The sequence below is a fragment of the Butyrivibrio sp. genome (genome assembly GCF_024699075.1).
Genome location: NZ_JAILQF010000108.1, coordinates 1 through 3873, shown reverse-complemented (window position 1 = coordinate 3873; position 3873 = coordinate 1). Strand labels below are relative to the sequence as shown.

Annotated in this window: 3 protein-coding genes and 1 riboswitch; all 3 genes read left to right on the top strand. The window is 36.7% G+C overall.

The genetic code is table 11. From position 1 onward, the window contains the following. On the top strand, positions 1-178 hold a 178-nt coding region (locus K6G87_RS04330), incomplete at its 5' end, for a peptidylprolyl isomerase (RefSeq protein ID WP_296834392.1). Between the two features lie 186 nt (positions 179-364). Then, positions 365-1789 (top strand): ATP-binding protein, encoded by a 1425-nt coding sequence (locus tag K6G87_RS04325; RefSeq protein WP_296834390.1) that lies wholly within the window; start codon positions 365-367, stop codon positions 1787-1789. A 122-nt stretch (positions 1790-1911) separates the two neighbouring features. Continuing rightward, a riboswitch (TPP riboswitch) is annotated at positions 1912-2014 on the top strand. Between the two features lie 90 nt (positions 2015-2104). Continuing rightward, the gene (thiE, locus tag K6G87_RS04320; protein WP_296834387.1) at positions 2105-3823 is read left to right on the top strand and encodes a thiamine phosphate synthase; all 1719 of its coding nucleotides are present in this window, start codon (positions 2105-2107) and stop codon (positions 3821-3823) included. Positions 3824-3873 lie beyond the last annotated feature (50 nt).

The following is a 3873-nucleotide window of genomic DNA, read 5'->3' as shown; positions in this document are numbered from 1 at the left end:
TGACGGCGAGTATGCTGCATTCGGTAAGGTTACTGAGGGTATGGACGTTGTTAATACTATCGCTGATACTCAGACAGACTGGAACGACAGACCTGTTAACGAGCAGAAGATGAAGAGTGTTACAGTTGATACTTTCGGCGTTGAGTATCCTGAACCAGAGAAGCTTCCTGAAAGATAATTGGCGTTACAAATAAGTACATTAATATAAACATGTATTAGATAGTTATAGCCCTATGGTTCGCCATAGGGCTTTTAATGTTACCAAAATTGTATGGTAAGCGAGTATAAAATGTGCTATATTATATTCAGATAGTTTTAATTCAAATGCATTTTAATAAAAATGATTTGAATAAAAGGAGCGCATATGTTTATTGGTAGAGAAAAAGAATTAGAATCACTACAGACTATATATGAAAAAGATGGTTTTAGAATGACAGTAATTTATGGTCGCCGAAGAGTAGGTAAATCATTCCTTATCAGGGAGTTTATTAAAGGGAAAAAAGCTATATTTTACACAGCTACAAAAGTAGGTGCTGACAGAAATCTGGAGTTGTTTTCAAAACAGGTTTTTGACGTGTTGGATCCTGCGTACAGTGAGGCTACATTTTCAAATATAGAAAGTGTTTTTGATATAATAACAAACAAAGTATCAGGTACAAACGAAAAAATAATCTTGGTTATTGATGAATTACCATATTGGGCTGAAAAGGATGAGGCTTTGCTGTCCGTCTTGCAAAAATACATTGATACCCAGTGGTTGGATAAGAACTTGATGCTTATTCTATGTGGCTCGGCACTTAGTTTTATGGAAAAGAAGGTGCTTAGTGAAAAGAGTCCTATTTTTGGGCGTAGAGATGCTCAGATAAAGCTGGAAGCATTCAATTACAAGGATTCCGCACTTTTTGTACCAGATTATTCACCAGAAGATAAGGCAATTTGTTATGGTGTTACAGGCGGAGTAGCAAAGTATCTGGCCCTTTTTGATTCTTCAAAAAGTCTGGATGAAAACATAATCAGACTTTTCTTTAATACTGATGGCTATCTATTTGATGAAACAAAGAACCTATTAACACAAGAATTTTCTGATGTGACCCTTGTAAACAATATTATTGAACAGATTGCTTCAGGTGAGACAGCCCTTAATATTATAGCAGCTAAAGTTAAAGAAAAAGACAGTACAGTTCTGTATTCATTGGAAAAGCTGATTGATGTAGGACTTGTAGAAAAGAAAAAATGTATTACAGAAGAAAAAAACAAGAAGAAAACTCAGTATGTTCTTAAAGATCATATGTTTAAATTCTGGTATCAGTTTATTCCTAAAGCTATAAGCGTGATAGAAATGGGCCAGGGTCAAGTATATTATGAAAAAGTTGTAAAGAGTGGATTGCATTCTTTTATGGGAAGTGTATTTGAAGATATGTGTCGTTATTACACTCTGGATCACGGTATTCTCGGTGAATTTGGTTCCTTTATTACAGAAGTTGGTACTTGGTGGGGTGTTGAACAGATGATAGATGCAAACGGAAAGAGGTATCAACAGTCTGCAGATATCGATGTTGTGGGTATATCTACAATAGATAAAACTGCTATTTTGGGTGAGTGCAAATTTAAAAATGAAAAAATAGATAAAGAGATATTTGATACCCTTGTTAGAAGATCTAAGCTTATATCGGGCAACTATAATGTCACAACATTAATTTTGTTTTCTTTAAGCGGCTTTACAGATTGGGTACATAATGCTGATATGTCTAATGTAAAGCTGATTACATTAGAAGATTTATACAATTAGCATATATAAGAACCTGCCACCAAGCGTATGGTGACAGGTTCTCACAGTGATTTTATTCTTGCTAAAATCCATAACAAGTGCTACACTACAGTAGCACGTTAAAAATGATATATACAAATTAAATATATGACAAGGGGAGCTGGTTACCGGCTGAGAGGTGTGAAGAACACGACCCTGTACCTGATTTGGATAATGCCAACGTAGGAATCGTCGACAAGTAGCACTCTACTTGTAACTTTAGCTATATTTAGCGCCATCCAATTAGATGGCGCTTTTTTATTCGATAAGATTATTTATTGAATAAAGAGTATCTCTATGGATGAAGCAGTACTAAATGTTGTATGTAAGCTAAAACAGCGAGCATCTATAGTACAAAGCTTTCCTTCTATCCTCAGGTATGAGGAATCTATCACATATTCAGCCAGCCACGATATGAATATGAAGAGTCTTATACGAAAACACAATCCTCAGATCCACATTATCACTAATAATATAACTGCTGAGATATCTGTTAATGCAGTACTTGCATTAGGTGCTACTGCAATAGGCGCGGATAGTCCGCTTGAGGTGTCCGAGATCACTTCATCTTCCGATGCTCTTGTACTTAATGCTGGTACTCCATCTATAGACAGATACGAATCTTTTCGCCTTGCGGGGGTAAGCGCTAATACTAAAAACATACCTGTTGTTCTGGATCCTGTTGGAGTTGGAGCATCCACTTTTAGAAAAGAAAATATCTTACGTCTTCTTAATGATATCAATGTTACCTGCATAAGGGGTAATGCCACTGAGATTATGAATCTATGTGATTTGATTGTTGATAAAAGATGTGATGAAAGACTTGATCAAACAGATGGAAGATTAGAACAACCTGATAATATAATGCCCTTTAAACTCCAATCTGGTAAAGTAATCTCACGCGGAGTTGAAGATGCAGGCCTTGGATTTAGTAAGGATGCAGTTACCTCTTTATCCAAAAAGCTTGACGCTATCATTGTAATCTCCGGAGAAACAGTAACTGTAGTATCTGCAAGAGACGATTTCTATAAAGAATATCCGGGCGGATCTATCTTCCAAAAGCAGTTTACAGGTGCAGGCTGTATGATGTCTGCCCTTATTGGTACTTACCTTGCTGCAGGAAGAAAAGGAAACATAACTGATATAGACAGCGTAGAAAGCTGCATTAGGGATTATGAAAGCTGTGCAAGGAAAGCTGAACGCAGAGTATATGGAAGCAGGAATATAGGCACGATGAATTATCGTAATACTCTCATTGATGAACTCAGCCTTCTTGATAAAACCTGGAGATACCGATTCGATAAAAGTGATCTTAATCTATATGCCATTACAGATAGAAGCTGGATTTTAAATGACAATGATTCTTGCAGTGAATCCTCCTTAGAAGATAACTCTTGTAATAGTAATAAAGCTTCAAAAGAATCATTATATTGCAAATCTTTGGAAGAAGCTGTAGAAAAGGCAATCCTTGGAGGCGCCACAATAATCCAGCTTCGTGAAAAGAATATACCAGATGATGAGTATATTAAAAGAGCAGAATCTATAAAATCAGTATGTGATAAATATAATATCCCTCTTATCATCAATGACAATGTTGACGTTGCCCTAAAAGTAAAAGCTGCCGGAGTTCATGTCGGACAGGGCGATACTTCTGTAAGCAAGGCAAGGAGCATCCTTGGTAAGGACTACATAATAGGTGCAACAGCCCATAACCTTGAAGAAGCAAAGATAGCTCAAACATGTGGTGCTGACTATCTGGGAGTAGGAGCTGCCTTTGGCTCTTCAACCAAGAAGGATGCCAAACCTCTTACAAGCCTTGAAACCTATAAAGAGATCACCTCAAACATTTCTATACCGATTGTAGCCATAGGCGGTATCAATGATTCCAATATGGATCTTCTTACAGGAAGCGGGATAGCGGGAGTAGCTATTATATCAGGCATTTTCAGTGCTTTGGATATAGAGAAACAGACTAATATTTTAAGCCGGAAGGCAAAGGAGGATTTTTTATCATGAAAAAAGCTGAAGTTAAAAAACTTGTTGTTGCTGCAATGTTCGTAGCTCTT